Genomic DNA, 26,250 nt, shown 5'->3' with positions numbered 1-26,250 from the left:
AGCCCGACGGATCACCAGCCGGTGGTAGCCGACGCCGTGCCGGTGGCGGCCCGCAAATTCACCGCGAAGGGCTTGGCGACGCGCGCCCGCATCATCGATGCGGCTGCCGAGTTGGTGTTCGCCCACGGTGTCGCCCGCACGGCGATCGAGGACGTCCAGCGGCAGGCGGGTGTCAGTGCGTCCCAGATGTATCACTACTTCGCGGACAAGAGCGATCTCATCCGGGCCGTCATCGGTCACCAGACCGAAGGCATCCTGGACGCACAGCGCCCCGTGCTCGACGAGCTCGACAGCTTCGCCGCGCTGGAGCGATGGCGTGATCTGCTCATCGACCTCCAGGAGCAGCGGCACTGCGTCGGAGGCTGTCCGATCGGATCGATCGCCGCCGAAATCGCCGACCAGGATCCGCATTCCCGGGCTGATCTCGCCGCCGGGTTCGAGCGATGGGAAGCGCCGATCCGGGCCGGCCTGGCGCGCATGCGCGCCCGCGGCGACCTGCGCCCCGACACCGACACCGACACCCTCGCGCTGGCCCTGCTCGTCGCGCTGCAAGGCGGGCTGCTGCTCACCCAGACCCGCCGAAACACCCTGGCCCTGCGGGCCGGCCTCGACACGGTCTTGGCACAGATCCGTACCCAAGCGACTGACTTTGCGGGCACGAGTCCAACCCTGGATCAGTGAGCCCCCGCTGGATGCCGACCGGAGGTCGGCCGGTCAGGCGGCAGGTCGGGTGAGCAGATCCCGTACCGAGCGGGGTTCGCGGCCCAGAAGCTTGGCGAGCAGGGGATCGACGCGGGCGAAGTAGCCCTGTTGTGCGGCTTGGTAGATGCCGAGGGTGAAGTGCGCCATGAACTCGTCCTGTCCGGCGGCGACTCGGCCGGCGATCCACTCGTCCTCGTTCACGATAACGCACTCGACCGGGCGGCCGCTGACGTCAGCTGCGATCTCCGCGACGTCCTGGAAGGTCGGCGCGGCACGGGCGGTCAGCGTGATCGGCCCGTCGTAGGCGCCGTTGGAGGCGAGGATGATCGCCGCGGCTTCGGCGGCGTCCTCGCGCGCGGTCCAGCTCACCGGCCCGTCGGCTGGCACGGTGACAACACCGGTCTGCTGCCAGGGACCCAGCAGCCAGGTCAGGCTGTGGGCGTAGAAGCCGTTGCGCAGCGCCGTCCACGGGACACCGGACTCGGCGAGCAGCAGCTCGGTTGCCGCATGGTCGCGCGCGGGACGGAACGGGCTGTCGAGGGCGGCGCCCTGGTGGCTCGTGTAGAGGATCTGGCCGACTCCCGCGGCGACCGCTGCATCGATGGCCGTGCGGTGCAGGCTGACCGCGTCCGCCCCCGGGTCGCTGGAGGACACCAGGAGCAGCTGGTCGGCGTCGGCGAATGCGTCGGGCAGGGACGTCGGGTCGGCGTAGTCGCCGCGGCGGACCTGGACCCCGAGGTCGGCGAACCGACGAGCCCTGCTCACGTCGCGAACCGCGACGGCAACCTGCTCGGCCGGCACGAGCGTGAGCAGGTGGTCGACGGTCCGGCCGTTCAGAGCGCCGGTGGCTCCCGCAATGACGATCATGGTTCTCCCTCATCCCGTTATCAGTGCTATCGATACGACGATATCACGGGAAACATCGGCGATCACGTCGATCCCGTATCTTCGGAAACATGGAAGCAGTGGCTCGAACCGAGAACCGGGCGGACAGTCGGGCGAGGATCATCGCCGCCGCCGCCCGACTGCTGCGCGAGCAGGGCCCGGCCGCGGTGACCACCCGCGGGGTGGCCCAGGCCGCCGGGGTGCAGGCGCCCGTGATCTACCGGCTGTTCGGCGACAAGGACGGCCTGCTGGACGCGGTGGCCGAGCAGGTGATGGAGACGTACGTGGCCGCCAAGACCGCCATCGTGCAGGCTGCGGCGGCCGCCGATGCCGACCCGGTGGACGACCTGCGGGCCGGTTGGAGCACACAGATCGAGTTCGGCGTGGCCAATCCGACCCTGTTCGCGCTGCTGAGCAACCCGGGCCGGGAACCGCGCTCCCCCGCCGCCCAGGCGGGCGAGGACATCCTCCGGTCGCGCATCCGCCGGATCGCGGCCGCCGGCCGGATGCGGGTGAGCGAGCAACGTGCGGTTGACCTGATCCGAGCCGCCGGCACCGGCGCCGTGCTCACCCTGCTGTCGGCACCACCCGATCAACGCGACCCCGGCCTGGCCGACGCGCTGTTCGACGCCGTACTCCGCGACATACTCACCGACGCTCCCCCGCCTCCCGACAGTGGGCCGATGGCCGCGGCGGTCGCCTTTCGCACCCACGTCGCGGGTCTCGACATGCTCAGTCAGACCGAACGGCAACTCCTGAGCGAGTGGCTCGATCGCGCCATCAAAGGCCTCTGACCGCACTCGGAGCACCTTGTCCCCGACCGCCGGTCGACGATCACCGACTGACACCGCGACGGGCTGACCCACCGACGACCAGCGGTCCTAAACGGCCGCCGACGTCAGCCGCGTTTCAAGCACCCAACGGCCACGCCGGTCGCCTCACGGTCCCCCGACCGCAGTCGACGCCACCGGGACCGTGATCGACACCGACGTGTCGAGCGAGCCGGTCTTCCTGAACGTCATCACCACCGTGCCCTGGGCGATCACCAACTGCCCGTGGTTGACCGTCAGCGTCATCGGCGCGGAGAACACCGCGGCCAGCCACTGGTCCTGCGCCGAAGGCGCGGACGCGCAGCCCATGGCGCTGGTCGCCATGTCCGGGCCGGGGGTGAAGGTCGGCCCCGTACCGGTCAGCCGTCCGTCCATGGCGTTGCACGCGGACTGGAGAACGAACGCGCCGTCGGCGGCCAGGCCGAGATCGACGTGGGATCCGGGGATCAACGCATGTCCGACGATCGTGATCGACCGCCATTGGCCGACGGCTCCCGCCGGGGCGTGGAAGTCGGCCGGGTGCCCGGTCGGGGTGACCGAACCGGTGGACGGTGCGCTCGACATGTGTCCAGGCGAGCTGGCCCCCGAGGAGGACGTGGCCGAGGTCGCCGGGCCGGCACAGCCGACCACGGCCATCAGCACGGCGGCGGCAACCGAGGCACGGAGAAAGGCGGTCACGCTATGAGGACGGCACCAGCAAGCACCGAGGTTGCACGGCCCACACGCCTGTGCTCACTCCCCCTCCACCCACCAACCCCCCGGACCGCGCGGCGGCGCCTCGGTGTCAACGGCATTCGTCCCGTCTGGCCTGATCGGAACCCGACCGGCGGCGATAGAGTAAACGCCGTGACTACAAATACCGAAGACGGGTCGACGGGCGGTGAGGTTCCGATCGCCGGCCCGGCTGGTGGGCGCGTTCGCCCGGGCCGGCCCCGGAGCCAAGAGCGTCGCTCCTCGATTTTGGCCGCCGCCGGTGAGCTGATGCTCGAGGGCGGCCTGCCGGCCGCGACCATGGAGGCCATCGCCGCGCGGGCCGGGGTCAGCAAGGCGACGATCTACAAGTGGTGGCCCTCGCGAGGTGCGGTCGCCCTTGAAGGGTTCATGGTCGCCGTTGCCGACACGTGGTCGCTATCCACCGAGCTATCCACTCGGGACGCACTGTATGGCCTGGTCCAGAGGGCGGTTCAGTTGTTCAGCCAGGGTCCGGCCGGCCCGCTCATGCGGGCCTTGGCGGCCGAGGCCCAGTCCCAGCCGGACATCGCCCAGGCGTTGCGGGAGCACTGGTTCGGACCGAGACGAGCTCTGGCCGCGGTCACCATCCGCCGAGGAATCGACCGGGGCGAGCTACGGGCCGACCTGGATGTGCCGATGGCTCTCGATGGCCTGTTCGCCCCCATCTACTACCGGCTGCTCTTCAGCCACGAACCCTTGGACGACGATTTCGCCCGTCAGTTGGTCCAGCAGCTTCTGGCCGGCATCAGCGGGCCGGGAATTTCTCGCGGACCGTCCAGTTGATAGTGAACGTACCGTTCACTTCCTGCCTGTGAGGACCACGCCATGCGAACCCGCCCGGCTGTCACCATCGCCCACGCCGCCACGACCGACCGGTCCGGATCCGGGCTGCGGAGTCTGCGGCTCATCACGATCGTGCTCGCCTTCGCCTGCGGGGCCAGCGTGGCCAATCTCTACTACTCGCAGCCCCTGCTAGATCTGATCAGCCGAGCCTTCGCCGTCGACCGGACGACGGCCACCTTCGTCGTCACGGCAACTCAGATCGGCTACGCCGTCGGGCTGGCCACCTTGCTGCCCCTGGGTGACCTGCTGGAGAACCGCAAGCTGGCCTCACGGACGCTGGTGGCCACCGCCGGGGCCCTGCTCCTGGCCGGGTTCGCCCCCGACTTCTGGGTCTTCCTCGCCGCGTCGGTGGCCGTCGCGATCACCTCGGTGGTGGCCCAGATCCTCATCCCGCTGGCGGCACATCTGGCCCCGCCGGAGAGCCGCGGCAAGTTCGTCGGGCAGGTGACCACCGGCCTGCTCCTGGGAATCATGTTGGCCCGCAGCGTCTCCAGCTTCGCCGCCGCCGCTTGGGGCTGGCGCAGCATCTACATCATTTCGGCCGCGCTGATGCTGCTCACCTCGATCGCCCTGTTCAAGCTGTTGCCCCGCCGCCAGCCCGTCCACACCGCCCGGTACGGCACCCTGCTGGTTTCCGTCGTCACCCTGGCCCGGACCGAGCCGATGTTGCGCCGCCGCGCCGCGTCCCAGGCGTGCCTGTTCGGCGCATTCACCGCGTTCTGGACCGCGATCGGCTACGAACTCATCGATCGTCATCACTTCACCCAGGCCGGCGTGGCGCTGTTCGCGTTGGTCGGTGCGGCGGGTGCGATCGCGGCCCCGGTCGGCGGCCGCCTCGGCGACGCCGGTCACGGGACCGTCGCGCGCCTCACCGCTCTGGGTATCGGTGTCGCCGCTCTGGCCTTGGCCGGATTCGGCGCCTCGAACGTGTACCTCCTCGCCGCGGCCGGGGTGCTGTTGGACCTGGCGGTGCAGAGCCACCAGGTCCTGAGTCTGCGCGAGATCTACTCCCTCTCCCCGGATGCGCGGGCCAGGGTCAACGCGGTCTACATGATCACGGTCTTTGTCGGCGGCGCCGCGGCCTCAGCGATCACCGCGGTCGTGCAGTCTAAGTGGGGCTGGACCGGAGTGACCGTGTTTGCGGGGATCCTCCCGTTGATCAGCGTGGCCATCTGGCTCCAGGAACGTCGATCCACCCGGCGGCACGCCAGTCAAGTGACGGATGCAGACGTGCGACCCGGGCTGCGGCCTGCTGACGCCGATACAGCGCCGGCCGGCTTCTGACTCAGCTCATACCTGCAACCGGCGCCGGGATGTCTTCAGTCATGTGTTCGATGAGGGCGACAGCCGCGACTGCGAGCAATGTCCACTGCTCACCGACCCGGGGATCGTCACTGTTGATCTGGACGACGGTGTGGGGCTCTCCGGTCGCGGCTTGCAATGTGAACCCCTCGGAAAGGGCGGCCAGAAGCGCGCACAGGTGGTCGAGGGTGAATGGCTGCTTCAGCTGGCGACGATAGGCGTGCAGCACCGTCTGGTAGAGACTGCCGTAGGCGGACATGGCCTCGGCGTGACGTTCACGGCTCGCCTCGAGTAGGGCGGGGTGGCCGTAGGCGCTGGCTCGGAGGGCCATCGTGGTCAGCAGGGCTATGTCCTCCGGGAACGATTGGAGGTTGGCTTCTGCGCCAGCTCGGAGAACCTCCTGCCAGGGGCCGCCGGAATGGATGATCGGCATGACCCGGTGAGCAGTCGTTTCGGTCGACTGCCGATCGCGCCAGCGCACGGCGTAGATCGCCAGGTCGTCGTGGAACGCCTTCTGGTCGTCCCAGAGTCGGTAGGCCGCACCTGTGGTCAGTCCGGCCCGGTCCAGCACATCGGTCAACTTGACGTGGCTGACTCCGGCGGTTGGGCCGCGCTCGTGGAGCATGTGCAACGCGACATCCATCAGCAACTGCTTGGTCTGTGTGGCCGTCCGTCGAGGGGATCGCGGAGGGAGCTTCGGCTGTCCAGGTTCTCGCGTAGGCACGTTCAAAAAGTAACTTACTTATCCTGGTCAGTCGTGTACGGCCGGCATTCGTTGCGCTAACTTCGGTTCGCACTCGGCGGGCAAGCGGTTCGAGATGGCTTCCACTTTGAAGACTTGGATCGCGAGTTGCGTGCACCAGGACACCGCGGACACCACGGGCGCCGCGACTTCACAGAGGGGATCTCGTATGAGTAGCAAGCGATCCACGGTCGGTCTATGGCGCCCAACCCGGCGTCAACTCGGCTCCGGCGTCAGCCGGGGCGGAGCGCTCAACGGCAGTCCACTGCGTCGACTCCGTGCCGGTTTGGTAGCGGCGATGTCCGTCGTGGTCGTCGGCGTGGGGGTGGCGCCGAGCGCACAGGCGGATCCGCCCAGAACGACGGCGCAGATCATCTCGGACGTTGAGTACTCGCCGCTCACCTCGTCGTCCTCGATCTCCGGCGCCTACGTGACGTGGAAGGGCACGCGGCCGACGGCGATCGACTGGTCAACCGATGGCTGCAGCCTCCCCAGCTACATCGTGGTCGCGATTCCGGCGGAATCCCTGGTCTATTCGAGCGTGTTCAAGTCATCCTGCGTACTGCACGACTTCGGCTACCGCAACTACGGATCCAAGCATCACTACGATCGGACCCGATCGCGGAAGAATTCCATCGACTCGCGGTTCCTGGCCAACATGAAGATCCAGTGCGGCAAGATGCACCTGTACGACCCGCGGAAACCCCTCTGTGGCACAGCCGCCAACGCCTTCTACTACGCGGTGAGCCACCATGGAGACAAGGCATTCTTCGGCTGATACTCAGATGCGTTAGCTGTTGTACCCCCGGGGGTTGGTGACACGCCGGGCCCGACGCCGCGCCGAAACGCCGGCGACCAATCTGGACGGCGATGACCGAACCTGACCTGCCCGCCAAGAATGTGGCCACAAACCACGTTCCTCGGGCTCCACCGAACGCCGTCTCGTGCTTGCAGAGTAGCTCTCTGTAGTCAGAGGCTACGGGGAGTGGTTCAGTGTGGGCTGTGACACTTCCCCTTCGTGGGGGTTCCTAGCGTGGTCTGCGGATGCGACGAGACTGTGATCCGGGTGCAGGCCTGACAGAACCCTCGCCGTCATCTGGCTGGTGTTCGGCGTCGCCTCCGGTGGTGAGGGCGTGGAAGGCCGGCTCGAGTATGGCCGCGATGGTGGATGGGGAGGCCGCTCGCAGCTCGGAGACCTTCAGTAATTCCCGGGCGACAGTGATTCCGATGGTCGTGGCGAGCAGCAGTGCGGCGCGAACTGCAGCGTCATCGGCGCGGATCGTTGCGGCGAGCGACCGAATTTGGTCGTCGATCTCTCGGCGGGCGAGCTCAGCGGCTTCGGGGTGCGTGAGCATTGACCGGAGCATCGCGATCGACGTCTCTGGCAGGCCGGAAATCTTCATTCCCAGGCTGGTGAGCATCGCCTCCGACGCCGCGACCGGGTCTCCGTCGGCGTCGTGACCCACGTGGTGGCGAACGGCAGCGGTGAACAGCAGCCCTTTCGACCCGTAGTAGTGCGAAACGAGCCGGGGATCCACTGATGCAAGGGCCGCTACAGCGCGGATCGTCGTCCGGTCGAAACCGCGCTCGGCGAACAGAGTGCGGGCGGCATCGAGAATCCGCTTCTGGGTGGTGCGACGCTGTGCGCTCCGCGACGTGACAGCTTCAGACATGCGCTCATTCTACGGATGGTGAATGATTCGCCAATTTCGTTCTACACTTGTGGAACGAAGCCGCTCCCGCTCCGAAAGGCCTCCCGTGATCGTCTCCGCACTCTTGATGTTCGTTGTCGGCCTCTTCGGCGCGAACGGTGTACCGCATTTCGTCCGCGGGATCACCAAGTCCTCGTATCCGATGATCTTCAGCAACCGCCCCGTTGCCAATCTTCTGGCCGGCTGGGGATCGTTCCTTGTAGCCGGGCTGGTCTGGATGACGGCCCGGCCTGATTCCCACCCGTTCTCGGCCTTCATCGGGTGTGCGGTCGGCGTTCTGCTGGCCGGGCTCTTCCGTGCCGGCCCCGGTGCCTTCGGGGACAGCCGCTCCGACCACGCCACAACACCACACGATCGGCGCGGTTGACGTGGTCACGGATCCATGGTTAGTATACGAACCATGGATGCATCAATCGTAAGAGGTGCGGTGGACCCGTCGACCGCCGACCTAGTCTCGAGTCTCGGATTCCTGGTCGGCCGGGTCTCTCATCGAATGACGGCGGAGCTCGCAACACGATTCGAGGCCCTGTCCTTCACGCCGACGCAGTGGCGAGTGATGGCCAGTTTGTGGAACGAGGACGGCCAGACTCAGAAGGAGATCTCGCGGAAAACGGCCATCGACCCCGCCACCCTCACCGTGATGCTGAAGCGGATGGAGGAGCGTGGCCTGGTGACGCGACGCCGCGACCCGGCGAACAACCGGCTCCAAAGGGTTTACCTGGCCGACTCCCGACCCGCCGAGATTCAGCGTGTGCGCGAAACGATCAGCGCACACATCAACTCGGTGAACGCCGTCGCCACCAAAGGATTCGACGAGTCGGAGCGAGCCACCCTGATCCGGCTCTTGACCAGAGCGCGCGCCAACCTCGAGCCGACCACCGAGCAATCGCACCCTCGCGACGAACCCAAAGGAGATCTCTCATGACCGACACGACGATCACGCCGCCCGTGCAGGTACCCCAACTGCGTCCACCCGTGTCGACTCGGCGCTGGCCGCTCCGGGCGGCAGCGGTCGGATACAGCGCGGTCTGGATCATCGGGCTCTTTCTTACCTCGTCAACGACGACTGTGACGTCGAGCGGTTCGGCCGTCGTTCGCCAGGACGCGCCCCACGTCGCGGCCTTGACGCTTCAGTTTCTGCTGACCGAAGGAGTGGCGGCCCTTGCCCTTCTGATCGTCGTCATCGGGGTCTGGCGGCCGACTGCACGTGGAGTGGCGCGCAGTGCCGCCTTGATCTCCGGAGTGGCGGCGGTTGTCATCTCGCTTGTGCAGACCGTTTTGGGCGTGTGCCTGGTCGAGATCGCTGTGCGCGGTGGCGACACGGCGTTGGCCAGTTCGCTATCGGTCACCCTGAATGAGCTCGACGGGGTCAAGATGTTCCTCCTCGCGGCCACCGCATTCGCGATCTCCGCTGCACAGTGGCGTCGACAAGTGCGGTTGCCGATCTGGCTCCTCCCCGCCGGTATTGCGACCGGGGTCGCCCTGCTCGCCTCGGCAATTGGATACCTCGCGCGCAGCAACACCTTCTCCATCGCCGCGTGGATCTCACTTCCCCTGCTGCTGATCTTCGTCACCGCTGTCGGCCTGTGCGTGCGGCCTGGCTCGGAGCGCGATGCCAAGGGGGCCGAACGATGACCGCCATCGTGGACCTGACATCAGCGGCACTAGTGACCGTGGACCTCCAGGAGGGAATCCTCCGTCGACTGCCCGGCGGACTCGGCGCACCGGTCCTGACCAACGCCGTGAGACTTGCGGAAGCGTTCGCCGGAGCCGGGCGACCGGTCATCGCGGTCTCAACAGACTTCGAAAACCCGTCGGCCGCGCCGATCAACGCCGAAGCGGAAATCGCTCGACCGGCACGCGACGTGCGGTCCGGCGATGCGGCACTCCCGGTCGCGTTGTTCGAGAAGGTCTCGCACCACGTGTCCAAGCTTCGATGGAGCGCCTTTGCCAACTCCACACTGTCCCTGCTCCTGGCGGAGCTCAGCGTCGAGAAGATTGTCCTGTGCGGCCTGGCGACCGGCATAGCCGTCGAGTCCACCGCCCGCTCTGCTTTCGAGCGAGGCCTCAAGGTCGTCGTCGTCACCGACGCCGTGGCCGACGCGCCGGCACGACACGAACACTCCCTGACCCTCGTTCTGCCCCTCCTCGCGACACTGCGCACCACCGAAACCGTTGTCGCCGCGGCGCATTCGTTGGTACCTAGTCGGGGTTAGTCAGGGAGAGCGGTGATGCCGCCAATGAACCAGGGCATCAGAACCTTCCTGCAATCCGCTCGGCGTGACCACTGCCCATTTCCAACCCTAAGGAGTAACCCATGTCCACCGGCATCACTATCGAGGAATCTCCCACGCTTCATCGGTACTACAGCATCCTGACCGGCGGTGCCGACCTGTATCAGGACGGGCGCGACCTCCTGCCGTTGCTCACGGACGATTTCGTGTTCGACGGACCGATCGCCGGTCGGATGTCCGGCGGGATCCGATTCACCCATGGGGTAAGGGGTTTCATCGAAACGGTCCGCGACATCACCATCCTTCAGGCTGTCGTCACCTCGGCCGGAGCGGGAGTGCTCTACGACGCCCAGCTCCCCAACGGAACCATCCGCTTTTCCGAGTTCTTCAAGTTCCACGGTAACAAGATCGGACAACTCCACATCCAGTACAACGCGGCCGACTACCGCGCAAACGGAGGCCGCTAAAGATGGCCGTGTACCGAACGTCGTGCAGCCCAGATCTCAAGTCCGCCTGCCTGGTCGGCGATGCCGTCAATGATGTTGTTGACGTTGAGCAAGCTCGGCGGGACACTCCGGGGACGCGCCGGGTGGCGCACCTGAACAACGCCGGTGCGGCACTACCGCCGGTACCGGTGACTGAGGCTGTGGTGGCACATCTGCACCGCGAGGCGGAGCTGGGTGGGTACGAGGCCGCGGCGGCCGCGGCCGAACAAGTGGCGGGCACGTATGCAGCGATTGCCCGGCTCATCGGCGCCCGAGTCGAGGAGATTGCGGTGGTGGAGAACGCCACCCGCGCCTGGGACATGGCGTTCTACGCGATGTCGTTCAAGCCGGGCGACCGGATCTTGACCGGGGGTGCCGCCGAGTACGCCAGTAACGTCATTGCGCTCCTGCAGGTGGCCGCCCGCACCGGCGCAGTGGTGGAACCGGTTGACGATGACGAATACGGCCAGCTTTCGGTGGACGACCTACAGCGACGCCTGAACGACCACGGCGCAGGACCCGTCAAGCTCATAGCAATGACCCATGTGCCAACGCACAGCGGGCTGGTCAACCCAGCCGGGCAGGTCGGCGCGACCGCTCGGGAGGCGGGTGTCCCGTTCCTGCTCGATGCCTGCCAGTCGATCGGACAGATGCCCATCGACGTCGACCGGATCGGCTGCGACATGCTGTCGGCGACCGGGCGCAAATTCCTCCGCGGACCCCGGGGGACCGGATTCCTCTACGTGCGCGAGTCGATCCTGGACAAACTCGAGCCACCGTTCCTAGACCTGCACGCCGCCACCTGGACCGCCCCGGACCGGTACGTGATCCGTCCCGACGCGCGGCGCTTTGAAACCTGGGAGACCAACTATGCCGCCAAGATCGGCCTCGGCGTCGCCGTGGACTACGCCCTGTCCTGGGGTCTGACCCCCATCGAAGCCAGGGTCACCGCTCTCGCCGACCGGCTACGAGCACAGCTACAAGGCATCAATGGTGTGCAAGTGCACGACCAGGGGCAACGGCGCTGCGGAATCGTCACCTTCACGATCGATGGAGTATCCGCCCAGGATGTGCAGCGCCGGCTGTCCGAGCGGCGTGTGAACACCAGTGTCTCGCTCGTCGAGCACGCCCGCCTGGATCTGCCCGCCCGCGGTCTTCCTGACCTGGTCCGCGCCTCCGTGCACTACTACAACACCGCCGAGGAACTTGACCAGCTCATCGACGCCCTCCCAACCGCTTGTCCGGTCCGATCAGAACCAGATCGGTGACCGCGTCCCCTGGGGCTCCCAGAGCGTCCAGAGACGGGCAGGTGGCACTGGTCACCGGTGGCTCGGCAGGGCTGGGCTACGCAATCGCCGCCGCGCTCGCCGGCGCTGGCTGCGACGTCGTCATCGCCAGCCGATCGGCAGCGCGCTGCGAACATGCCGCGGAACGGCTGCGGTCCGACACCGGCCGCGACGTGCGTGGTGTCGGTTGCGACGTTACCGACGAATCCGCGGTCCAGGAGTTGGTGGCCTCCGTGCTGACCGAGCATGAGCGGCTTGATGTGCTGGTCACCAGCGCGGGGGTGCAGGCCCGCGGCCTGATCGACGAACTTGACCTTCCGACCTTGCGTGCCTGCCTGGAGGTGAATGTCATCGGCACATGGCTAGCGTGTCGCGCGGCCATCCGCCCGATGCGCGCGGCCGGCTACGGGCGAATCCTCACTCTGGCGAGCGCGCTCGGCCTGGTCGGGGCAGCCGGGCGATCCGGCTACGCCGCCAGCAAAGGGGCCATTGTCCAGCTCACCCGCAGCCTGGCCGTCGAACTCGCCGACACCGGTATCACTGTCAACGCCCTCGCTCCGGGACCGTTCCGCACCCCGCTCAATGCAGATATCGACGGGGACCCGCACGTCCGTCACCTCTTGGCAACCGAAATCCCGATGCACCGCTGGGCCGACCCCAGCGAACTGACCGCCGCCGCGCTACTGCTCACCAGCCCGGACGCCACCTATCTCACCGGCGCCGTACTTCCGGTCGACGGCGGATGGACAGCTCACTGACAGAACGCCACACATCAAGCGTATTCGCTGTTCGCGCGGCGGATGTCAGCGCCGTAGAGCACGGTCATCCTCACGTCCCTTGGTATCGACTGCGCGGTGCTGGAGGCCGCGAGGATCGGCTCCCAGAATGCTCGACGACCCTCGATGTCTCGCACGGCCGGCGGCGCGGCTTTGGACCCACCCATCTGGGCCAGGATTGCTGCAACCTCGGGATCAAAGTTGAACGACGTGTTTGTTCCTCTAATTCGGAGTCGTTGAGTGAATGACCAGGGCTCATGGGCGTGCGACGTCACCGGCGTGTTGCTGGAGCGGGTTGTTTTGGGGTCCAGCGGCATTCCTGAACCGTGAGGTGGCGCACGAGCTCGGTGTACGGGTCCGCGGCGAGGCTGACGTCAGGCCCGTCGCGACCGCGTGATAGTGAGAGCTGTGATGCATCCCTGTGCAACGACCCGCCGGTGATGCCGGCCGCGAGCGGTAGAACGCCCCAGGAGCCGAGCACGTCGACGGCACGCCCGACGTGAGCATTACCCACAACAGGGCGGACAAGAACCGGGCTCGCGCCACTCGGGCTTGGGCTCGTCGTGGGGCAGGCGCAGTGCTGCTGGTCGGCATTTCGAATGGGTGGCTGACGGTAGCTCCCTGCTGTCGGCGGGTCTCGCGCAGCCCACAGGTTGGCGGTCTCATCCAGCCAGCACGATGACCTTGCCCGCGATGCGACCGGCGACGGCTTCTGCGTGCAGGGCGGAAAGTTCGATCAGTTGGATGCGGCGGGTCACCTCGATGTGCAGGGTCCCGTTGTCCACCAAGGAGGCCAGTTCGGAAAGCCGGTCGCGGTTGGGTAGGACGAAGACTGTCGCTGCCCGAACGCTGCGGGCCTCATCACCGGGGGTGGGCATGAACGCGGTGGTGCTGACGACCGCGCCGCCGTCGCGGACCAGAGCCACGAGTGCGGTGAACCGTGCGGGGTCGATGGGCGCGAGGTTGAGCAGTACGTCCACCTGACCATCGACCGCGCTGAGCAGGTCGGCGTGGGTGTGCTCGATGATCTGGTCTGCGCCGGCTGCGCGGACGGCGTCGATGCTGCGGGGGCTGGCGGTCGCCACGACGTGCACGCCGGCTCGCTTGGCCAGCGCAATGGCGTACTTGCCCACAACACCTCCGGCCCCGACGATCAGCACACGCTGGCCCGCCTGCAGGGCACCATCGTCGAAGAGGGCCTGCCAGGCCGTCAACGCCACCGACGGTAAGGCCGCCGCATCGGCCAAGGGAGAGGTTGTGGGTGCTGCGACCAATGCCTCGGCCGGAGCGATCACGAACTGTGCCGCGCCCCCGTCTCGTTCCATCGGCAGGAACCCGATGACCGCGTCTCCGACCTCGAGGCTGTCCACGCCCTCGCCGAGCGCGTCGACCGTGCCGGAGACGTCGTAGCCGGGTACGTGCGGCAGCACGACCGGGATCGGCAGGAACCCCGCGCGCATGCCGTTGTCGGCGGCATTGAAGGCCGAGGCCACCACCTTCACCCGAACCTGCCCGGCCGCTGGTGTGGGTACGGGGATGTCTTCGTACTGCAGGACTTCGGGACCCCCGAACTGGTGGTAACGGACTGCCTTCATCACTGAACCTGCTTTCCTTTGATGTGCCGTCGATCTGCATCGCGGATCTCGATGCGCCACCACCGTCGCAGGTTCGGGCGCGCTTAGCCTGGGCCGGATCGGCCCACCTTGACGACGCGGGCCCGTCGTCGGCCGCGCCGACCACCTCCGACGGTCAGCACACTTCTGCGCATCAGCCCGAAGCTGACGCCATTTACATCCGTGCGGGCCTCCGGGCACACTCGTGCCCGTGGGAAGTCATGAGTTCGGCGCAGCAGTGCGCCATTTGCGAGAAGGTGCGGCCCCCGAGGCTGTCGGGATAAGGGTCGGCGTGCGGCGTGTGCGCGGGTTGCGGCGAGAGGAGCTCAGCGAGCTCGCGGGGATGTCCGCTGACTACGTCCGCCGGTTGGAGCAGGGGCGCAGCCACCCGTCGGCCCAGGTCGTGAACGCGCTCGCTCGGGCATTGCGGGTCGGGCGCGCGGACTACGAGCGGCTCTGTGCGCTGGCCGGGTACGCCGCCGCTCAGGGGCAGGTACCGACCGACCTCGGCCCAGGTGCGACACGGCTACTGGAGCGGTTCTCGGATACTCCGATGATCGTCTCTGACGCGGCGATGAACCTCGTTGCGGTCAACAGCGCGTTCATGGCTCTGGAGCACTGGAACCTCACCGGAGACCGCTGGGAGTGGAACCTCGCCTGGCGCACGTTCTGCAACCCGTTCGAGGCCTTCAAGCAATCCGCGGCCGACGCGACCCAGCACGAGGCGGTCCTCGTCGCCCGTCTGAGGACCTCGCTGTTGCGCTACCCCACCGATACTTCGCTCGCCGCTCTGGTGGATGACATGCGCAGCCAAAGCCGGCTGTTCGACACCATGTGGCGTACGCCGCGACCGGTGGAGGCCTACGAAAGCAGCGCGCGGTTCACGCAGTCGGACGGTGACTCCGTCACGCTCGTCGGGAACCTCATCGCCATCCCCGGCGATGACCTGGCGGCCGTCATGCTGACCGCAGCGCCCGGTTCGGACGATGCGGCCCGGCTGGCAGAAGTGGTCACCGCATCGGGTGGACCCGCGGTCATCAAGGTGGGCCGACCCGGCCCAGACTGACCGCGTCGAAACCTGAGACGTTGAACGACGTCTCCAAGTCCGCGGTTCCAGCGACCGCCTCTGAGTGGCCTGGGGTCACACAGGGCTGCAGGTATTCAACTGCACTCTCGGAAGCAGGTTCAGCGACGAAGGCAGTATGTTTTCACGAGTTCGCTGGACCCCAGAGATGGTCAAAGCCGCCGGGTTGTCGTTCCCGCCGGCGGGTCGGGCGCGTAGTTGCCGGGGGATCCGGCGCCGCCGGTTGTACCGACGCCGGCCTGGCCTGGACCCGATGCAGCTTGCCCGGGGTGTCAACTCCGCTTGAAGCGAGACCCTCGCCGGTTGGGCGCATCAGCCAGGACTGACCGGGCACGTTCATCGGCCGATAGCCCGTGCGGCTAATCGAGGTCACGCCGATCGCGCGTGTGTCCAACGGTTCAGTCACGCGGCGTTGCGTATACGTCCGCGGTTGCTTGGTCGCGGAGATAGTCGCGCGGGTACGGCAACGCGAAGTCGACGTACCCGCGACGGGTGGCGTAGATGAGTTCGGCGGCGATCAGACGGAGCCGATACTGGCTGGCGTAGTTGACGTCGACATTGAGGCGCCGCTGAATGTCGGCCATCTTGGATGGGCCGTCGTCCTGCGCCATGGCGAGGAGGAATTCCTTGTCGATGCCGGAGGCGGCGCTGAGCGCGGGTTCGTGGATCAGTGCCCCGAGTCCGTGACGGGCCCGCGCCACTCCCTCGACTGCATCGGCCGCGGTGTCTCCGACTCACTCGGGTGCAGCCGCCAGGTCTGCCGACGAGTTGCAGCAGGAAGGGATAGCCCCTCGCTCCGGAGCTACCTCACGGATTCCACCCGCACGAAGCTGCGGCACACCGCGGCATCGCTGGCCATCAGTGCCGGCGCGAACGTCAAGGCGGTGCAGCAGATGTTAGGCCATAAGAGTGCATCTCTCGCCCTAGACACTTACGCCGATCTGTTCCCCGATGACCTCGACCCAGTTGCAAACTTTCTCGATTCAGCCCGTCTGACCAGCTTGAATCACGGCAAATCACAGGAGGGCAAATCACAGGAGATTGTGGGCACGGCATCCGAGCGGGCCAGTCCAAGATCGACTACACCGGCTCTGATCAGCCGGAACACTGGTGGAGACGAGGAAATCGAACCCCTAACCCCGCCTTGCAAATTCCAAAAGAATACGATTGAAAAAGCCTGAAGTTGGCTCTGACCTGCGGCTATCGTGATCGTCGTCGCGTCACCGTGCGCGCGTGGATCACCCTGATTCAGCCCGAATCACCATCGATCGTGGGCGGGATGTGGGCAAATCCCGCCGGCGGCACCGCCGAACTGCTCATCCAGAAGCTGCACTGATGGCCGGCTCACGCCCGCGCATCATCGTGTGCGGAATGGAGTCGTTCTGATATAACTATGCGCATGGATACTCTCGCCTTGCCGGAGGCATCGTCGTTTCGTGCTCGGGTTCGCGCGTTCCTGGACAGTGAGCTGCCCTCGGATTGGCAGGGCATCGGGGAGTTCTCGGCCGAGGACGCGGTGAGCTTCTCCGAGCGGTGGCGCAAGACCCTTCACGCAGGGGGGTTGCTCGCTCCTTCCTGGCCGGTCGAATACGGCGGCGGGGGCCTGAGCTCGTTGGAGCAGGTGGTGCTGGCCGAGGAATTCGCGCAGGCCGGGGTTCCGTCAGGTGTCGAGAACGACATCTTCAGCATCAACATGATCGGCAACACGCTGCTGCACCACGGGACCGAGGCGCAGAAACAACACTTCCTACCGCGCATCATCAGCGGCGAGGACCGCTGGTGTCAGGGCTATTCGGAGCCGGGTGCAGGTTCGGATCTCGCGGCACTGACCACACGCGCCGTCCCGGACGGCGATGAGTGGGTGATCAACGGCCAGAAGATCTGGACATCCAGCGGGCATCTGGCCAACTGGATCTTCCTCCTCGCCCGGACCGATCCCGGGGCACCGAAGCACCGTGGCATCAGTCTGCTGCTCGTACCCATGGACCAGCCCGGCGTGGTCGTCCGGCCGATTCGAAACATGGCGGACGGCCTCGATTTCAACGAGGTCTTCTTCACCGACGCGAGATGCTCGGCCGAGAATGTGGTCGGCGAGGTCAACGATGGCTGGCGGGTCGCAATGACCCTGCTCGGCTACGAACGCGGCGAGCAGGCAGCCATCGTGCCGATCATGTTCCGGGCCGAGTTCGACCGGCTGGTGGCGCTCGCGAAGGAAAACGGCGCGGCGAACGACCCGGTGTTGAGAGACCGCTTGGCCGACGGTTACGCGCGGCTCGAGGTGATGCGCTTCCTCGGCCGGACCACCCTCGCTCGCTTCCTCGACGGACAACCCCCCGGGCCGGACGCGGCCATCGCCAAGTTGTACTGGAGCGAGTACCACCAATTCATCACGGAGTTGGCGCTGGACGTACTCGGCCCGGAGGCTCTGTCGGCCGAGGGCCGCCGGCCCACCAACGTGACGGTCTTCATGACCGACGACATCGGCGCCCCCAACTCCAGCATGTCCTGGATCACCACCGCCATGGTCGCCCGCTCCGGCACGATCTACGCCGGCACATCGGAGATCCAGCGCACCATCATCGCCGAGAAGCTGCTCGGCCTCCCGAAATAGTCCAGGTCAATCGGAAGAGAGTCCGCAGTGAGCGTCGTGCTGACAGCCGAGCAGCAGGAGTACCAACTCGTCCTGCATCAGTTCCTCGAGCGGCAATGGCCGCAGAATGCCGTGTTCGACGCGGTCGACGGTAAGGGCGCCAGAGCCGAGGTCTGGCAACGACTGGTGACCGAACTCGACGTCGCGGGGCTTGCCATCCCCGAGGAGTACGGCGGCCTCGGCCTGAGTCAGATCGATGTGACCCTGGCGGCCGAGGAACTCGGTGCAGTCCTGTACTGCGGGCCCTGGTTCGGCACGGTGGCGCTCGGCGTCAACGCACTCCTGCTGGCCGCCGATCGGGCGGCGGCGCAGCGATATCTGCCCGCTATCGCCCGCGGTGAGCGAACGGCCACGCTCGCCTTCGCCGACGTTCAGACCCGCGGTGCGGCAGCGACTCCGGTGCGGGCGAAACCGGACGGGGAGATCTGGCGGCTCTCCGGCGTGAAGGACCACGTCGTCGACGGGGCGACCGCCGAGTTGCTCCTGGTCGTCGCCGAGACCTCGGCCGGCCCGTCCCTGTTCGCGGTCGAAGACACGGTTCCAGACACCGTCACCCGCCGCCCCCTCGAGGCGCTGGATCCCACCCGCCCGCTGGCCCGGGTCACGTTCACATCAACACCTGCAATGTGCGTCGGGCAGCCTGGGTCCTTCGATCTGCAGGCCGTTCTCGACCTCGCGTCCGTGAGCGCCACGGCCGAGGTCGTCGGCGGCGCCGCGGCCTGCATCCGGACCACCGTCGCGCATGTGCTGACCCGCCAGCAGTTCGGTCGCCCGATCGGCTCCTTCCAGGCCGTCAAACACCGTCTGGCCGACATGCAGCTGCGGCTGGAGGCCTCCCGGTCGGCGTTGCGCTACCTGGCGCAGGCCATCGATTCCGAACCGGACAGTGTGCCGCTGCTGGCCGCGGTCGCCTTCGACACCGCGAGCGCCGCCTATTTCCGCACTGCGGCGGACACCATTCAGTTGCACGGCGGTATCGGGTTCACCTGGGAGCATGTGGCTCATCTGCACTTCAAGCGGGCGAAGTCACTGCAGATCTTGCTGGGGGCCAGCGCGCAGCGCCGTCGGCGCATCGCGGACGCGGTGCTCGGCACGATAGCGTGAGCGCGCCGGTTCCGGGCTGGTTCGACGAAGCAGTCCGAACGCCGCGCGGGCGAGGATCGGCGGCCATCGGCGGCGTCGAGGTGCGGTGGCAGACCTGGGGCCGCACCGGCGATCCGACCGTGGTCCTGGTGCACGGCGGCGCGGCGAACGCCACGTGGTGGCACGGGGTGGCACCAGGTCTCGCCCAGACGCACCGGGTGGCCGCCATCGACCTGTCCGGCCACGGCGACAGCGATCACGTGCCGACCGGCTACTCGTTCGAGACCTGGGCCGCCGAGGTGATCGAGGTCGCTCGAAAAGAGAGCAGCGGCGGCCGCCCCTGGATCGTCGGTCACAGCATGGGTGCGCTTGTCGCGCTGGACGTCGCGGCCCGCTACGGCCCCGAGTTGGCCGGTGTGGTCGGCGTCGACGTTCCGGAGGAAGTGCTCAGCCCCCGAGCGATCCCGACGGCGGCCGAGCTACCACTTCGGCCCCGCGGCCAAGCGCGCGAAGAAATGATTGCGCGGTTCCGGACGCGCCCCAGTGATCCGGCGACCCAGGAGTTCATCCGCCGCTACGTCGCGGAACATTCGGTCACCGAGTGCGGCTCCGGCTGGGGCTGGAAATTCGATCCCAGAGTCACCCTGCACGGGCACTTCGATCAGGAGCTGTTGCGAAAAGCCGGCTGTCCGGTCAGTCTGGTGATGGCCGAGCGAGGGCTGCTGTCGGCCGACGACGTGGACATCCTGCGGAAGATTCTTGAATCGGGCACCGGCCACGAAGTCGCTGTCTCCTGGATCGCCGACAGCGGCCACCACGTGATGCTGGATCAACCGCAGCGCCTGACCGAGGCTCTGGCGGCTCGACTGGCCGCCGCTTCGGCACATGCAGACGATGATGTTGATTCCTGCGTACTATGAACAGAATGCAGCCGATGCCCGTGCCCGCATTCCGCCAGCGCACACCCAAGTCGTCGGAGCGGCTGGCCCGGCATCTGGCCAATGCCATCGTCGATGGTTCGTACGCCGAGGGCGCCCGCCTACCGCACGAGTCGGACATGCTCGCGCAGCTGCAGGTCGGCCGGGCCACATTGCGCGAGGCTCTGCGGCTCCTCGAGGTCTGGGGCCTGGTGGTCATTCGCACCGGACCCGGTGGCGGCCCAACGGTCCGCCGTCCGCGAGAAGGCGAATTCACCGAGCAGCTCGCGATGATGCTGCACTTCCAGCAGTTGTCACTGGCCGACGTATCGGACGCCCGCATCGCGCTGGAGCCGATGATGGCCCGGCTCGCCGCGGAGCGGATCAAGCCCGAGCAGCTCGAGGTCCTGCGCGAGACCATCCGCATCATGTCCGAACACCGCGACGACAACCTGGTCGAGTTCTGGCGTCAGAACGAGCGTTTCCACTCCGGTGTCGCCGAGGCCGCGGACAGCCACATCATCAGCATGGTCGCCAACGCCCTCGGAGCGATCGGCGACGGCTCGTCCAGTGGTGTCGCCTACAGCCCGCGCCAGCTCGAGGACGTCATCCAGGCGCACACCCGCGTCCTGGAGGGCATCGAGAAAGGTGACCCGGACGCGGCCGCCGAAGCCATGCAGGTACACCTGGTCGCCGGCCGGAAGTTCATCGGCCGCCGTTATCCCGGCACACTCAACGCCCGCATCGTCTGGCCGGAGTAGTCCGGCCCGGCTCCGGCCGGCGGGTCGTTCCGAGCGCAGCGATCAATGGAAATCGCGAGGCACGTTGGTGAAGGTGCCGTTCGCACGCTGCAACCAGCCCACGGACGCCAACGTGCCGCCGTCGGTACGGATGGTGTGCCCGGTGACGAAGCGGGCCTGGTCGGAGACCAGGAAAGCGACGACGTCGCCGTGATCATCCGGTTCGCCCCAACGACCGACAGGGATCCACCGCGGCACCTGGTCGCGGTAGCGCTCGGTGATCATCCGCGTCAACGGGAACTGGGGCGTATCGGTGATGTCCGGCGCGATGGCGTTCACCCGGATCCCTGATGGGCCGAGCTCGGTCGCCAACCCAGCGGTCAGGTTCACCACGGCGGCCTTGCACGCCGCGTAGACCGCGCAGTGCGGCACCCCCCGGAAAGCCTCGACGCTGGAAACGTTGACGATGCTGCCGCGCTGCCGCGCGATCATGTCGGGCAAAAACGCCCTGGTCACTCGCAAGACGTGGCGGAAGTTCAGGTCGAGGACGACATCCCAGTCCTGCTCGGTGGTCTCGACGAACGGCCCCCAAGGCCGATGGTCGCCGACGTTGTTGACCAGGATGTCGACCTCGCCGATCTCACTGCTCACGGCCGCGAGCGCCCGCACGTCATCGGTGGAGCGCACGTCGGTGACGACGGTGGTCAGCGCGATCCCCTGGGCCCGAAGTTCGACGGCAGTGACTTCCATTGCTGCGGAGTCGATATCGGCCAGGATCAGCGTGGCTCCGGACAAGCCGAGGGAGCGGGCGATCCCCGCCCCGATGCCGACCGCCGCGCCGGTGATCACAGCCAATCGGCCGTGCAGATCCGGGCGACCACTCGATGATTCGTCGGCGGTGGCGGCGTTCGCACTCATTGCCTACTCCATCTTGTCTTCGGGAGGCCTAACAGGGTATTGATAGTAACTATGACACTAAATGAGACGGACAGGGTAGTCCCGACCATCATCGACCTCGCCGATCTCCCGGACGCGAGTGACCTGGCGATCGGGCCCAGTTCCTGGTGGACCGTCGACCAGAAGCGGATCAACGGCTTCGCCGACGTGACCGGTGACCACCAGTGGATCCACGTCGAACCGGAGCGCGCCGCCGGAGGCCCGTTCGGGGGCACCATCGCGCACGGTTACCTCACCCTGTCTCTGGTCCCGCCATTGCTGAACGAGATCTTGCTGATCACCAGCCGCAGCAGCGGGGTCAATTACGGCATGGACCGGATTCGTTTCATCAACCCCGTCCGGGTCGATTCCCAGGTCCGACTGTCCGGGAAAATCGTGCGCGCAGATCGCCGCGAGACCGGGGTGCGGGTCGCGGTTGCGCTGCAGATGGAGATTCGGGGCCAGGAAAAGCTGGCCATGGTCGGGGATTTCGTCATCCTGGCTCTACCGTGACCGGTGGCCCGCTCGTGGGGTGAGCGGTCCTTCGTCCCCTGACCGGTCGCTCGGTCCGGCGTGGCGGTGCCCGTCAGCGGCCGATGAAATCGGGCGCCTGCCGAAGCCGAGAGGCCTCGATACCGCGCCGGCTGTCCTCGGTCTCCCACAGTCGGGCCTGCTCGGCCAGTTCCCGGTCCAGCGCCCGGCGGACCTGGTCGGTGATCGGACCGCGCAGCGTCTGCTTCATGGAGCGAACGGCCAGCGGGGCCGAGCCGGCCAACTCCGCCGCCCAGGCCATGGCCACCTCCCGCTCTGCCCCGGCCTCCGCCCATCGGTCGGCCAGTCCCCATTCCAGGGCCTCGGGGGTGTGTACAGCGCGCCCGCTGTACAGCATTTCGGTCGCCCGTTGATGCCCGACCACCAGCGGAAGCGTGATGCTGAGGCCGAAGCCCTGGTGAAATCCCAGTCGGGCGAAGTTGGCCTGGAATCGAGCGGCCGGTCCGGCCACGCGGAAGTCGGCGGCCAGGGCCAGGCCGAGTCCGCCGCCGACCGCCGCGCCCTGGACCGCGGCGACCACCGGAACGGCGATCTCGAAGATCCGCACCGCTTCGGCGTAGAGCAGACGTGAGGAATCGGCTCGAGCCGCACCGGACGGTGCCGCCGAGAAATCTGCGCCGGCGCAGAAGTGCTTGCCCTCCGCACAGAGCACCACCGCACGGGCGCCGTCGGCGGTCACAGCGGCCGCCGCGTCGGCGAGGTCGGCCAACAGCTCTCGGTCGAAGAAGTTGGCCGGACCGCGCCGGATCTCCAGCACCGCCACGAAACCGTTGCGCTGCACCTGGATGTCGATCATCTCGTGGCCTGCCAATCACTGTCGTCGAGGATGCCGCGCAGCAGGGGCGCGCGGCCGGCCATGTCGGCCAGTGACCGTTCCAGGTCAGGGCCGTGCCCGTCGACCGTTCGCCAGGCATGCAGCCGCCGGGTGAACAGGTGCAGTGGGTACTCCCGGGTCATCCCGATGGCTCCGTGCACCTGGTGCGCGGCCCGCGCGGCCTCACGGGCGAACTCGTTAGCCAGGAGCTTGGCGCTGCGGATCTCGAAGGCCGCCGGCCGCTCGAGCGAGGCGATGGCCGCCCGCTCGACCGCCAGCCCCACGGTTGCCTCCGCCTGCGCCAGGAGCACCAGATGTGCCTGTACGGCTTGAAATGTCGCGATGGGCGCCCCGAACTGCTCGCGTTGCACAGCAAAACGCAGGGTCAGTTCGGCCACTGCCTGCAGGACCCCGGACAGCTGCGCGGCGCGCAGCAGGGCGGCCCGCAGCGCGAGTTCCTCCGTCGTCACCGGGCAGCTCAACAACAGCACGGATTCCGCACCCGTGAGCGAGACGAGATCGCGGTCCATTCCGGCGATGTCGCGGCCGGGGATGAGACCATCGGCGAAGTCCTGCACCAGGGCGACCTGACCGGTTTCGGGTAGGAGCACCACCAGCACGTCGGCGTCGACGGCGAAGGCCACGTCGGCGATCCGGCCGCGGAGCGTGCCGCCGGTGACCTCGACCGAGTCGCCCACCGCAACGGTGGCGCAGGTCTCCGCCGGCAGTTCGCCACCGGATCGGGCGAGCAGCCAGGCCGCCAGCGAGTGCTCCAGCAGAGGCAGCGGCGCCGCGGATCGGGCAGCACCCCGCAACACGGCCACGGTGTCCAGCACCGTGCCGCCGCTCCCCCCGGCGGCCTCGTCGATCCCGACCATGGGGAAACCGAGCGCGAGTGCATCCGACCACAACGGCCGGGGCACACCCCCGCTCTCGGCCTGGGCAACCACTGCGGGTGGACACTGATCGGCGAAGAACTGGATGACTGCATCCAGCAGATCTTCGTCGAAAGATGTCTCAGCGGTGTACATCTCGGATCATTCCTTTCGCAATCACGGTGCGGAGGATCTCGGTCGTGCCGCCCCGGATCGTCCACGACGGAGCCGCCAGGACGGCTCGGGACAACAACCCGGCCGGCTCGTCGGGGTCAGGGAGCCGGCCCTGCCAACGGCTCACCGCCTCGACGGTGTCCTGCTCGAACCGGGTCGCCATCTCCTTGACCAGAGCGGCGAGTTGCACGGGCCGCTGACCGGTGTCCACCATGCGCGCGATGGAGAGTGACATACCGCGGAACGCCCACAGCGAAGCGGCTGCCAATGCCAGTTCGCGGGAGTCGGCGTCGGGCTGGGCCGCCCACTCGTCCACCAATACGGCCGGCGACAGCCATCGGTCGACACCACCGCGCTCCAGCGCCAGCTCTCCGGTGTTCTGGCCCCATCCGCCGCCCACCTCGCCGAGCACGGCGGACGACGGTAGGACCACGTTGTCGAAGGTGACCTCGCAGAAGTCCTTGGAACCGTCGATGAAGGTGATCGGCGCGATGCCGACCCCGGGGGTGCGGGTGTCGACGATGAACTGGGTGAGGCCGCCGTGCCTGTCGTCCGAGGTGCGGAACAGGCCCAGGATGTGCGTGGCCCACGCCGCCCCGGAGGTCCAGATCTTGGTGCCGTCGATCCGCCAACCGCCGTCCGCCGGGACGGCCCGGGCCCGGACCGCGGCCAGGTCGGAGCCGGCGCCCGGCTCGCTCATCCCGATCGCGAAACAGAACTCACCGCGAGCAATTCCGGGCAGGTAGGTCGCCTTCTGCTCCTCGGAGCCGACCGCGGCGATGCTCGGTCCGCTCTGCCGGTCGGCGACCCAGTGATAGGCAACCGGGGCGCCCCGGGACAGCAGTTCCTCCACGACGATCTGCCGCTCCACGGCGGTCCGGCCACCGCCGCCGTACTCCGGCGGCAGCGACATGCCCAACCAGCCCTGTGCCCCCAGATCGGCGGAGAAGACCGGATCGGCCGCCGCTGCCATTCCCAGCCCCGGGGGGTGACTGCCCACCGGCAGCCGGTCGGCGAGCCACCTCCGTACCTGTTGCTGCAGCGCGCGTTCGGACTCGGTCAGCGAGGTCGGCCGCAGCGCGGCCCGCGGTGTCATCAGCCCGCCGCCGCGACGTCGAGGCCGAGTTCGGCCAGCACTGCGTCGGTGTCGGCCCCGATCAACGGCGCCGGACGGCGCAACACGTCGGCCTGGCCGGCGAAATTGGCCAAGGCCGGGGTCATCCGGAACTGCCCGACCGCCGGATGATCGCGCAGCGGCAGGTCGTCGACGAGGTCCTGCAGGGTGGCCACCCTGGTCGCCGGGATGCCGACCACCCGGCAGTAGTCGAGCCAGTCCTGCGTCGTCCGGGTCGGGGTGATGCGGCGGACGTCGGCGTAGAGGGAATCCGAATTCGAAATGGTCGCGCGCATGTCGGCATAACGCGGGTCGGTGAGAGCGTCCGGCAGACCGGCATCACCGAACAGGCGCATGTAGTGGGCCGGCGAATACGGGAGCAGATGCACCCAGCCGTCCTGGCTCGGATGCGGTCGGCGTTGCGGCGTCAGAACTCTGGGGTAGCCGGTCGCCGGCCGCCCTGGCGCGTGGACGGGCGGCTCGGCGATCGCTCCGGCCCCGTGCTCGACGAGGTTGAAGGCCGTCATGGTCTGGTCCATGGCCACCTCGATGTGCTGGCCGCGGCCGGTCCGCTCGCGCTGCACCAGCGCGGCCGAGACAGCCTGGGCGATCACCAGGCCGCAGACCTTGTCCGCGTAGATGGTGGGTAACAGACCAGGCTGCCCCGTCACCCGACCGACCAGATCGGACACGCCCGTCGCCGCCTGGATGATGTCGTCGTAAGCGGGGTCATTGGCTTTCGGGCCGTCCAGGCGGAACCCCTGGGCCTGGCAGTACACCAGATCCGGCCGGAACGCGGTCAGCGTGCTGTAGTCCAGTCCCAACCGCACCAGCACCTGCGGCCGCATGGTCGACACGACCACATCGGAACTGCGCACCAGCGCCGCGATCGCCTGCCGGCCCAACTCGGATTTCAGGTCGAGCGACACGGACTTTTTGTTCCGCAACAGGTTCAGCGCAATGCCGGAGAGCTCCGCGTGCGGGCCAGGCCCCATGACCCGGTTGGTGTCGCCGTCGGCCGCCTCGATCAGGATCACGTCAGCGCCCTGGTCGGCCAGGATCTGCGTGGCCAGTGGCCCCATCACGACCCGGGTCAGATCGAGTACTCGAATGCCATCCAACGGACCGCTCATGGACTGCCCCTTTCGTCTCCAGAAACGATATACTAA

The 26,250-nt window shown here is 67.5% G+C and carries 31 protein-coding genes and 1 pseudogene; 20 read left to right on the top strand and 12 right to left on the bottom strand.

From position 1 onward, the window contains the following. The first annotated feature begins 21 nt into the window (after window positions 1-21). The gene (locus BLS97_RS08040; protein ID WP_197676465.1) at window positions 22-681 is read left to right on the top strand and encodes a TetR/AcrR family transcriptional regulator; all 660 of its coding nucleotides are present in this window, start codon (window positions 22-24) and stop codon (window positions 679-681) included. A gap of 33 nt (window positions 682-714) precedes the next feature. Here the strand turns inward: BLS97_RS08040 and BLS97_RS08035 are convergent, their stop codons facing one another. Then, complete coding sequence (locus BLS97_RS08035; RefSeq protein WP_090475520.1) at window positions 715-1,569, bottom strand: NmrA family NAD(P)-binding protein; 855 nt, start codon at window positions 1,567-1,569, stop codon at window positions 715-717. An 89-nt stretch (window positions 1,570-1,658) separates the two neighbouring features. Here BLS97_RS08035 and BLS97_RS08030 point away from each other — a divergent pair, with 89 nt between their 5' ends. Next, window positions 1,659-2,381 carry a TetR/AcrR family transcriptional regulator gene (locus BLS97_RS08030; protein WP_090475519.1) on the top strand — a complete coding sequence of 241 codons (723 nt, stop codon included), beginning with the start codon at window positions 1,659-1,661 and terminating at the stop codon, window positions 2,379-2,381. A 144-nt stretch (window positions 2,382-2,525) separates the two neighbouring features. Here BLS97_RS08030 and BLS97_RS08025 read toward each other — a convergent pair whose 3' ends face one another. Then, the gene (locus tag BLS97_RS08025) at window positions 2,526-3,095 is read right to left on the bottom strand and encodes an META domain-containing protein (RefSeq protein ID WP_090475518.1); all 570 of its coding nucleotides are present in this window, start codon (window positions 3,093-3,095) and stop codon (window positions 2,526-2,528) included. 168 nt (window positions 3,096-3,263) lie between these two features. On the opposite strand from BLS97_RS08025, the gene BLS97_RS22785 reads away from it, so the two are divergent. Together BLS97_RS22785 and BLS97_RS08015 are read left to right on the top strand one after the other, a co-directional pair. Continuing rightward, window positions 3,264-3,932, top strand: coding sequence for a TetR/AcrR family transcriptional regulator (locus BLS97_RS22785; RefSeq protein ID WP_172832235.1), 669 nt, complete (start codon window positions 3,264-3,266; stop codon window positions 3,930-3,932). Window positions 3,933-3,974: 42 nt separating this feature from the next. After that, window positions 3,975-5,276, top strand: coding sequence for an MFS transporter (locus BLS97_RS08015; RefSeq protein WP_090475517.1), 1,302 nt, complete (start codon window positions 3,975-3,977; stop codon window positions 5,274-5,276). Window position 5,277: 1 nt separating this feature from the next. Here the strand turns inward: BLS97_RS08015 and BLS97_RS08010 are convergent, their stop codons facing one another. After that, window positions 5,278-5,937, bottom strand: a complete 660-nt coding sequence (locus BLS97_RS08010; protein ID WP_090475516.1) for a hypothetical protein — start codon at window positions 5,935-5,937, stop codon at window positions 5,278-5,280. A gap of 397 nt (window positions 5,938-6,334) precedes the next feature. Here BLS97_RS08010 and BLS97_RS08005 point away from each other — a divergent pair, with 397 nt between their 5' ends. Further along, window positions 6,335-6,814 carry a phospholipase A2 gene (locus BLS97_RS08005; protein ID WP_090475515.1) on the top strand — a complete coding sequence of 160 codons (480 nt, stop codon included), beginning with the start codon at window positions 6,335-6,337 and terminating at the stop codon, window positions 6,812-6,814. 250 nt (window positions 6,815-7,064) lie between these two features. Here the strand turns inward: BLS97_RS08005 and BLS97_RS08000 are convergent, their stop codons facing one another. After that, window positions 7,065-7,709 (bottom strand): TetR/AcrR family transcriptional regulator, encoded by a 645-nt coding sequence (locus BLS97_RS08000; protein WP_090475514.1) that lies wholly within the window; start codon window positions 7,707-7,709, stop codon window positions 7,065-7,067. A gap of 106 nt (window positions 7,710-7,815) precedes the next feature. Between BLS97_RS08000 and BLS97_RS07995 the strand changes: the two genes are divergently transcribed. From BLS97_RS07995 to BLS97_RS07965, 7 genes are all read left to right on the top strand, one after another. Continuing rightward, entirely contained in the window at window positions 7,816-8,115 is a 300-nt protein-coding gene (locus BLS97_RS07995) for a hypothetical protein (protein ID WP_157695287.1), read from the top strand. A gap of 126 nt (window positions 8,116-8,241) precedes the next feature. Next, window positions 8,242-8,673: a MarR family winged helix-turn-helix transcriptional regulator gene (locus BLS97_RS07990; RefSeq protein ID WP_157695286.1), complete on the top strand. Its 432-nt coding sequence runs from the start codon at window positions 8,242-8,244 to the stop codon at window positions 8,671-8,673. Further along, window positions 8,670-9,383 (top strand): hypothetical protein, encoded by a 714-nt coding sequence (locus BLS97_RS07985; protein WP_090475511.1) that lies wholly within the window; start codon window positions 8,670-8,672, stop codon window positions 9,381-9,383. Before BLS97_RS07990 ends, BLS97_RS07985 begins: the two co-directional genes overlap by 4 nt. Then, window positions 9,380-9,964, top strand: coding sequence for an isochorismatase family protein (locus tag BLS97_RS07980; protein WP_090475510.1), 585 nt, complete (start codon window positions 9,380-9,382; stop codon window positions 9,962-9,964). The genes BLS97_RS07985 and BLS97_RS07980 overlap by 4 nt, the downstream gene beginning before the upstream one ends. A gap of 101 nt (window positions 9,965-10,065) precedes the next feature. After that, the gene (locus BLS97_RS07975; RefSeq protein ID WP_090475509.1) at window positions 10,066-10,449 is read left to right on the top strand and encodes a hypothetical protein; all 384 of its coding nucleotides are present in this window, start codon (window positions 10,066-10,068) and stop codon (window positions 10,447-10,449) included. Between the two features lie 2 nt (window positions 10,450-10,451). Continuing rightward, window positions 10,452-11,735, top strand: a complete 1,284-nt coding sequence (locus BLS97_RS07970; protein ID WP_172832234.1) for an aminotransferase class V-fold PLP-dependent enzyme — start codon at window positions 10,452-10,454, stop codon at window positions 11,733-11,735. Between the two features lie 41 nt (window positions 11,736-11,776). Continuing rightward, window positions 11,777-12,511 (top strand): SDR family NAD(P)-dependent oxidoreductase, encoded by a 735-nt coding sequence (locus BLS97_RS07965; protein WP_197676464.1) that lies wholly within the window; start codon window positions 11,777-11,779, stop codon window positions 12,509-12,511. Window positions 12,512-12,525: 14 nt separating this feature from the next. Here the strand turns inward: BLS97_RS07965 and BLS97_RS22780 are convergent, their stop codons facing one another. Continuing rightward, the gene (locus BLS97_RS22780; protein ID WP_157695285.1) at window positions 12,526-12,846 is read right to left on the bottom strand and encodes a hypothetical protein; all 321 of its coding nucleotides are present in this window, start codon (window positions 12,844-12,846) and stop codon (window positions 12,526-12,528) included. 345 nt (window positions 12,847-13,191) lie between these two features. After that, window positions 13,192-14,124, bottom strand: a complete 933-nt coding sequence (locus BLS97_RS07960; protein WP_090475507.1) for an NADP-dependent oxidoreductase — start codon at window positions 14,122-14,124, stop codon at window positions 13,192-13,194. Between the two features lie 229 nt (window positions 14,125-14,353). Between BLS97_RS07960 and BLS97_RS07955 the strand changes: the two genes are divergently transcribed. Then, window positions 14,354-15,208, top strand: a complete 855-nt coding sequence (locus tag BLS97_RS07955; RefSeq protein ID WP_090475506.1) for an MmyB family transcriptional regulator — start codon at window positions 14,354-14,356, stop codon at window positions 15,206-15,208. A 416-nt stretch (window positions 15,209-15,624) separates the two neighbouring features. On the opposite strand, the gene BLS97_RS07950 is transcribed toward BLS97_RS07955, so the two are convergent. Next, window positions 15,625-15,927, bottom strand: a complete 303-nt coding sequence (locus BLS97_RS07950) for a hypothetical protein (RefSeq protein ID WP_157695284.1) — start codon at window positions 15,925-15,927, stop codon at window positions 15,625-15,627. Window positions 15,928-16,056: 129 nt separating this feature from the next. Between BLS97_RS07950 and BLS97_RS24460 the strand changes: the two are divergent. From BLS97_RS24460 to BLS97_RS07925, 6 genes and pseudogenes are all read left to right on the top strand, one after another. Then, window positions 16,057-16,407: pseudogene (locus tag BLS97_RS24460) on the top strand (hypothetical protein); the annotation flags it as partial. 2 nt (window positions 16,408-16,409) lie between these two features. Beyond that, window positions 16,410-16,562, top strand: a complete 153-nt coding sequence (locus BLS97_RS22775) for a hypothetical protein (protein ID WP_157695283.1) — start codon at window positions 16,410-16,412, stop codon at window positions 16,560-16,562. 63 nt (window positions 16,563-16,625) lie between these two features. Further along, window positions 16,626-17,837 (top strand): acyl-CoA dehydrogenase family protein, encoded by a 1,212-nt coding sequence (locus BLS97_RS07940; protein ID WP_090475504.1) that lies wholly within the window; start codon window positions 16,626-16,628, stop codon window positions 17,835-17,837. 27 nt (window positions 17,838-17,864) lie between these two features. After that, the gene (locus BLS97_RS07935) at window positions 17,865-18,980 is read left to right on the top strand and encodes an acyl-CoA dehydrogenase family protein (RefSeq protein WP_090475503.1); all 1,116 of its coding nucleotides are present in this window, start codon (window positions 17,865-17,867) and stop codon (window positions 18,978-18,980) included. Then, window positions 18,977-19,879: an alpha/beta fold hydrolase gene (locus BLS97_RS07930; RefSeq protein WP_157695282.1), complete on the top strand. Its 903-nt coding sequence runs from the start codon at window positions 18,977-18,979 to the stop codon at window positions 19,877-19,879. The genes BLS97_RS07935 and BLS97_RS07930 overlap by 4 nt, the downstream gene beginning before the upstream one ends. A gap of 14 nt (window positions 19,880-19,893) precedes the next feature. Continuing rightward, the gene (locus BLS97_RS07925) at window positions 19,894-20,637 is read left to right on the top strand and encodes a FadR/GntR family transcriptional regulator (protein WP_172832233.1); all 744 of its coding nucleotides are present in this window, start codon (window positions 19,894-19,896) and stop codon (window positions 20,635-20,637) included. A gap of 42 nt (window positions 20,638-20,679) precedes the next feature. Here BLS97_RS07925 and BLS97_RS07920 read toward each other — a convergent pair whose 3' ends face one another. Further along, entirely contained in the window at window positions 20,680-21,534 is an 855-nt protein-coding gene (locus BLS97_RS07920; RefSeq protein ID WP_090475501.1) for an SDR family NAD(P)-dependent oxidoreductase, read from the bottom strand. 51 nt (window positions 21,535-21,585) lie between these two features. Between BLS97_RS07920 and BLS97_RS07915 the strand changes: the two genes are divergently transcribed. Then, window positions 21,586-22,065 (top strand): MaoC family dehydratase, encoded by a 480-nt coding sequence (locus BLS97_RS07915; RefSeq protein WP_090475500.1) that lies wholly within the window; start codon window positions 21,586-21,588, stop codon window positions 22,063-22,065. A gap of 73 nt (window positions 22,066-22,138) precedes the next feature. Here the strand turns inward: BLS97_RS07915 and BLS97_RS07910 are convergent, their stop codons facing one another. From BLS97_RS07910 to BLS97_RS07895, 4 genes are read right to left on the bottom strand one after another with little or no spacing between them, the layout of a single operon-like run. Next, a complete protein-coding gene (locus BLS97_RS07910) occupies window positions 22,139-22,900 on the bottom strand; it encodes an enoyl-CoA hydratase/isomerase family protein (protein WP_090475499.1) in 762 nt (253 codons plus the stop codon). Then, window positions 22,897-23,949, bottom strand: a complete 1,053-nt coding sequence (locus BLS97_RS07905; RefSeq protein WP_090475498.1) for an acyl-CoA dehydrogenase — start codon at window positions 23,947-23,949, stop codon at window positions 22,897-22,899. Before BLS97_RS07905 ends, BLS97_RS07910 begins: the two co-directional genes overlap by 4 nt. After that, window positions 23,936-25,063 (bottom strand): acyl-CoA dehydrogenase family protein, encoded by a 1,128-nt coding sequence (locus BLS97_RS07900; protein ID WP_090475497.1) that lies wholly within the window; start codon window positions 25,061-25,063, stop codon window positions 23,936-23,938. The genes BLS97_RS07905 and BLS97_RS07900 overlap by 14 nt, the downstream gene beginning before the upstream one ends. Beyond that, a complete protein-coding gene (locus tag BLS97_RS07895; RefSeq protein ID WP_090475496.1) occupies window positions 25,063-26,214 on the bottom strand; it encodes a CaiB/BaiF CoA transferase family protein in 1,152 nt (383 codons plus the stop codon). Before BLS97_RS07895 ends, BLS97_RS07900 begins: the two co-directional genes overlap by 1 nt. Between the last annotated feature and the right edge of the window lie 36 nt (window positions 26,215-26,250).

The organism is Nakamurella panacisegetis (assembly GCF_900104535.1).
Classification (GTDB): domain Bacteria; phylum Actinomycetota; class Actinomycetes; order Mycobacteriales; family Nakamurellaceae; genus Nakamurella; species Nakamurella panacisegetis.
This window is presented reverse-complemented; position numbering and strand designations above follow the sequence as displayed.

What these genes read in the sequence shown, in the direction of transcription:
- BLS97_RS08035 (WP_090475520.1), bottom strand. Translation starts at nt 1,569, where the DNA reads ATGATCGTCATTGCGGGAGCCACCGGCGCTCTGAACGGCCGGACCGTC.
- BLS97_RS08030 (WP_090475519.1), top strand. Translation starts at nt 1,659, where the DNA reads ATGGAAGCAGTGGCTCGAACCGAGAACCGGGCGGACAGTCGGGCGAGG.
- BLS97_RS08015 (WP_090475517.1), top strand. Translation starts at nt 3,975, where the DNA reads ATGCGAACCCGCCCGGCTGTCACCATCGCCCACGCCGCCACGACCGAC.
- BLS97_RS08010 (WP_090475516.1), bottom strand. Translation starts at nt 5,937, where the DNA reads ATGGATGTCGCGTTGCACATGCTCCACGAGCGCGGCCCAACCGCCGGA.
- BLS97_RS08005 (WP_090475515.1), top strand. Translation starts at nt 6,335, where the DNA reads ATGTCCGTCGTGGTCGTCGGCGTGGGGGTGGCGCCGAGCGCACAGGCG.
- BLS97_RS08000 (WP_090475514.1), bottom strand. Translation starts at nt 7,709, where the DNA reads ATGTCTGAAGCTGTCACGTCGCGGAGCGCACAGCGTCGCACCACCCAG.
- BLS97_RS07995 (WP_157695287.1), top strand. Translation starts at nt 7,816, where the DNA reads ATGTTCGTTGTCGGCCTCTTCGGCGCGAACGGTGTACCGCATTTCGTC.
- BLS97_RS07990 (WP_157695286.1), top strand. Translation starts at nt 8,242, where the DNA reads ATGACGGCGGAGCTCGCAACACGATTCGAGGCCCTGTCCTTCACGCCG.
- BLS97_RS07985 (WP_090475511.1), top strand. Translation starts at nt 8,670, where the DNA reads ATGACCGACACGACGATCACGCCGCCCGTGCAGGTACCCCAACTGCGT.
- BLS97_RS07980 (WP_090475510.1), top strand. Translation starts at nt 9,380, where the DNA reads ATGACCGCCATCGTGGACCTGACATCAGCGGCACTAGTGACCGTGGAC.
- BLS97_RS07975 (WP_090475509.1), top strand. Translation starts at nt 10,066, where the DNA reads ATGTCCACCGGCATCACTATCGAGGAATCTCCCACGCTTCATCGGTAC.
- BLS97_RS07970 (WP_172832234.1), top strand. Translation starts at nt 10,452, where the DNA reads ATGGCCGTGTACCGAACGTCGTGCAGCCCAGATCTCAAGTCCGCCTGC.
- BLS97_RS22780 (WP_157695285.1), bottom strand. Translation starts at nt 12,846, where the DNA reads ATGCCGCTGGACCCCAAAACAACCCGCTCCAGCAACACGCCGGTGACG.
- BLS97_RS07960 (WP_090475507.1), bottom strand. Translation starts at nt 14,124, where the DNA reads ATGAAGGCAGTCCGTTACCACCAGTTCGGGGGTCCCGAAGTCCTGCAG.
- BLS97_RS07940 (WP_090475504.1), top strand. Translation starts at nt 16,626, where the DNA reads ATGGATACTCTCGCCTTGCCGGAGGCATCGTCGTTTCGTGCTCGGGTT.
- BLS97_RS07925 (WP_172832233.1), top strand. Translation starts at nt 19,894, where the DNA reads ATGCCCGTGCCCGCATTCCGCCAGCGCACACCCAAGTCGTCGGAGCGG.
- BLS97_RS07920 (WP_090475501.1), bottom strand. Translation starts at nt 21,534, where the DNA reads ATGAGTGCGAACGCCGCCACCGCCGACGAATCATCGAGTGGTCGCCCG.
- BLS97_RS07915 (WP_090475500.1), top strand. Translation starts at nt 21,586, where the DNA reads ATGACACTAAATGAGACGGACAGGGTAGTCCCGACCATCATCGACCTC.
- BLS97_RS07910 (WP_090475499.1), bottom strand. Translation starts at nt 22,900, where the DNA reads ATGATCGACATCCAGGTGCAGCGCAACGGTTTCGTGGCGGTGCTGGAG.
- BLS97_RS07905 (WP_090475498.1), bottom strand. Translation starts at nt 23,949, where the DNA reads ATGTACACCGCTGAGACATCTTTCGACGAAGATCTGCTGGATGCAGTC.
- BLS97_RS07900 (WP_090475497.1), bottom strand. Translation starts at nt 25,063, where the DNA reads ATGACACCGCGGGCCGCGCTGCGGCCGACCTCGCTGACCGAGTCCGAA.
- BLS97_RS07895 (WP_090475496.1), bottom strand. Translation starts at nt 26,214, where the DNA reads ATGAGCGGTCCGTTGGATGGCATTCGAGTACTCGATCTGACCCGGGTC.